This is a genomic window from Qipengyuania sp. L-5Y (assembly GCF_056859455.1).
Window position 1 is genome coordinate 1 of sequence record NZ_JBSXOM010000002.1, and the last position, 3,703, is coordinate 3,703.

Genomic DNA, 3,703 nt, shown 5'->3' on the forward strand with positions numbered 1-3,703 from the left:
GACGTATTCTTTGCAGTCGCAGTTTATGTCGAGCGTCGCAGCCGGAGGCGCGGGATTGCGTCGGTTCGTCATGATTTTACTCCAGATAATTACCGGTCCTTCGACCTCAACATGTCGAAGGAACCACCATGCCAACAAGATCATTTGTGTCGTTTCAGCCTGCACCAAGCAGGGTTGGAGAGCCGCCCAGTACTCACGCCCTATTCAGTGCATTCCTCTCCTCTCTGTCGGTTGAAGAGGGAACCGCCTGTGCGGTCCTGTACAGCGCAGCGATCCGCCATTTTCTGTGTTGGCTGGGACTACGCGGGATTGCGCTCGGGACGGTTGATGATCGCATCGTGCGCCGTTTTGAGCAGCATCGATGCCGGTGCCCAAGGTATTCAGCGCAAGCGACAGCCTACAAGGCCGATCTTGCGGCGCGTGTCAGGCGCTTTGTCCGGTTTCTCGAAGACCAGGGTTACATCGACGTAGCCGATGGGATTTACGATCTCGGGCGTCATCTTGCTGACTATTCGCATATGATCGATGGCCTCCAACTCGCGAAGGGGGTGGCGCAAGCCTACCGTTCAGAGGCGGAGCACTTCGCGGCCTGGCTGCGGGTATCGCGATGTCCATGGACCGATGTCGATGACACGGTCACCAAACAGTATGCCGATCACGATTGTCGGTGTCCGGTTTTCCGCAAGCGCGGCAAGCTGACCACTTCCGGCAGGAAGCGACGGCGGCGTTGCACACGGCACTTCGTTGAGTTTCTTCGTGATCGGCGCGCCATCGCTCCGGTCGCGGTGAAGGTGGTCGAAGATCCGCAGGTCGCGGCATATGTCGGTTGGCTCAGGCAGGATCGAGGCGTGACCGACGAGACGATCCGGCGATACCGGGCAGAGATTGAGCGGCTGATGCCCATGCTCGGCGCGCCGGCACAATGGGATGCTGCCACTCTGCGAGATGCGTTCGAGCGTCGCAGCAAGGAGATCCCGGGATCGGCTTCGCTGCTCGCCACGATCATGAGGAGCTATCTTCGGTTTCTTATTGGCCGAGGCCAATGCCGCCCAGCGCTGCTGCACGCAATGCCTTCCGTACGGAGATACCGGCTTTCGGCATTGCCGCGCTACATCGACCCGGCAACGATCGAGAGGATCATTGCAGCCTGCCCGACAGGTCGGCCGGTGGAAGTTCGGGATAAGGCGATCATTCTCCTGCTTGCCAGACTTGGCCTGCGAGCAGGAGATATTCGGGATATGCGTCTCGACGATATCGATTGGCGATCCGGCCATCTGAAGGTCAAGGGCAAGACGCGTCGACCGGATCGTTTGCCATTGCCACAGGGTGTTGGCGACGCGATCCTGGCATATCTTGCTGCGGCCCGCCCGACGGCCATCGAAGCGCACCTGTTCTTGCGTTCGCAAGCCCCGTTCCGGCCATTCAGTTCGTCAGCCGAGATCGCCGGCATCGTTGCACGCACACTCGAGCGCGGCGGGATCGAAGGTCTGCCGACCGGATCGCACATATTCCGGCATTCGCTTGCAACCAACATGCTGCGCTCTGGTGCAGGCCTGGAGTCCATCGGGACCATCCTGCGCCACAGCTCGCCCGAGACCACCGCCATTTACGCCAAGACCGATCTGCCGATGCTCTTGAAGATCGCACAACCCTGGCCCGGAGACCTGTCATGATAAACGCACAGATTTCGCGGTACGTCGCTTTGCATCGCAGCCTCGGTCGCAAATTTTTCGAGCAGGAGCGCCTGCTTCGCAAGTTCGGCACCTACGCGACTGGCTTCGGAGACAGCCACACCCGTATCGACCGCATCTACGACTGGTGCCGAGCGACGACTTCGCAGAACACCGCGCGGACCGGCTTCACTTTCGTGCGCAACTTCTGCTTGTTTGCCCATGCCGAGGATCCAGCCAACCAGGTTCCGCCCGCCGGTGTGTTTGGCCGGGGGAAGCGTCCGCGACCAACGCCGCACATCATCCAACCGGAACAGGTCCGGGCGATCATGAAGGCGGCGCTCGATCTTCCGCCCAAGGGCATGATCAGTCCCTTCACCTATCATTACCTGTTCGGTCTGCTGGCGGCGACCGGTCTGAGGATTTCCGAAGCTCTAGCACTACAGTGCGACGATCTGGTCGAAGACGGTCTGATCGTCCGCGACGGCAAGTTCGGCAAGCAGCGCCTAATCGCCTTGCAGCCATCAATCCGTCAGGCTCTCGAGGCCTATCTCGCAACCCGGGCAAGGCTCGGTGCCACGGGCAACGATCTGTTCGTGACGATCCGGGGAAGAGCACCCCATAAGGTCCGCGCCCACGTCGTGTTCGTCAGGCTGGCGCGACAGCTCGGATATCGTGGACCAACCGGGACTGCAGGTATGCGGCTTCACGATTTGCGGCATACCTTCGCCGTACGCTCGCTCGAGTCCTGCTCGCCGGACCGGGACGCCGTGACGCATCACATGGCCGCGCTCAGTGTCTATCTCGGTCACACCTCGGTCGCCAACACCTACTGGTATCTCGAAGCCACGCCAGTGCTGCTGCGCGACATCGCTGCCGCGAGCGAGGATCTGTATCTGGGAGAAGCGGCATGACGGCGCTTGCTCCCCATCTCACAGCCTTCCTGCGCGAACATCTGCCGCGGGAACGCGCCGTAAGCCCGCATACGGTGAAGACCTATGCCAACTGCTTCGTCCTGCTGGTCCGGTTCGCATCCGATCGGCTGAAGCGTCGACCGACCGATCTCGAGATCGAGGATTTCGGCACCGACATGATCATGGCCTTTCTCGGCCATGTCGAGGTCGAGCGCGGCAGCTGTGTGCGGACCCGCAATGGCAGGCTCGCTGCGATCAGATCCTTCTTCCGGTACATCGAGTATCGGGTTCCGGCGTGTCTTGACCAGGCGCTTCGGGTTCGATCGATCCCCAGCAAGAAGGCAAACAAGACGCTGATCGATTATCTCGACCGGGCCGAGATCAAGGCATTACTCGACGCGCCCGATCCTCGGACACGGCTCGGTACGCGCGATCGCGCTATGCTGCACTTGACCTATGCAGCGGGGCTTCGGGTATCGGAACTCGTGTCGCTGCAACTGCGCGATTTCCCGGATCGATCGCTCTCGACGGTCCACATCATGGGTAAAGGCCGTCGCGAGCGGGTCTTGCCGCTATGGAAAGAGACCCAGTCCGCACTCCGCGCATGGCTTGTCATCCGTCCTGAGACTGAGGTCGCCGAGGTATTTCTCAACGCGAACGGGCAGCCCATCACCCGCGATGGCTTCGCATTCCGTCTCGCCGAACATGTCAACGCGGCAGCAAAGAAGCAGCCGTCGTTGCTGCGCAAACGAGTCACGCCGCATGTATTGCGTCATTCCTGCGCGATGCACACGCTCGCAGCGACAGGCGATATTCGCAAGGTCGCACTATGGCTTGGACATGCCAGCATCCAGAGCACCGAAACATATCTGCGCGCCGATTCAGAGGAGAAGCTGCGGATTTTGGCTGCGCATGGCGGGCCGGAAATCAGCCCTGGACGCTTCAAGCCGCCGTCAGACACTCTGATCGCCATGCTCAACGACGTCCGCAAGCGGGCATAGCCTTCGGCCACGCTGCCCCAACCGCACAATTATCTGGAGTAAAATCATGACGAACCGACGCAATCCCGCGCCTCCGGCTGCGACGCTCGACATAAACTGCGACTGCAAAGAATATGTC

3 protein-coding genes are annotated in these 3,703 nt (G+C 60.7%); all 3 read left to right on the top strand.

From position 1 onward, the window contains the following. The first annotated feature begins 128 nt into the window (after nucleotides 1-128). From AC13F2_RS00015 to AC13F2_RS00025, 3 genes are read left to right on the top strand one after another with little or no spacing between them, the layout of a single operon-like run. Nucleotides 129-1,673 (top strand): tyrosine-type recombinase/integrase, encoded by a 1,545-nt coding sequence (locus AC13F2_RS00015; RefSeq protein ID WP_301641332.1) that lies wholly within the window; start codon nucleotides 129-131, stop codon nucleotides 1,671-1,673. Next, entirely contained in the window at nucleotides 1,670-2,584 is a 915-nt protein-coding gene (locus tag AC13F2_RS00020; protein ID WP_006832488.1) for a tyrosine-type recombinase/integrase, read from the top strand. The genes AC13F2_RS00015 and AC13F2_RS00020 overlap by 4 nt, the downstream gene beginning before the upstream one ends. Beyond that, nucleotides 2,581-3,585 carry a tyrosine-type recombinase/integrase gene (locus AC13F2_RS00025; protein ID WP_301641331.1) on the top strand — a complete coding sequence of 335 codons (1,005 nt, stop codon included), beginning with the start codon at nucleotides 2,581-2,583 and terminating at the stop codon, nucleotides 3,583-3,585. Before AC13F2_RS00020 ends, AC13F2_RS00025 begins: the two co-directional genes overlap by 4 nt. Nucleotides 3,586-3,703 lie beyond the last annotated feature (118 nt).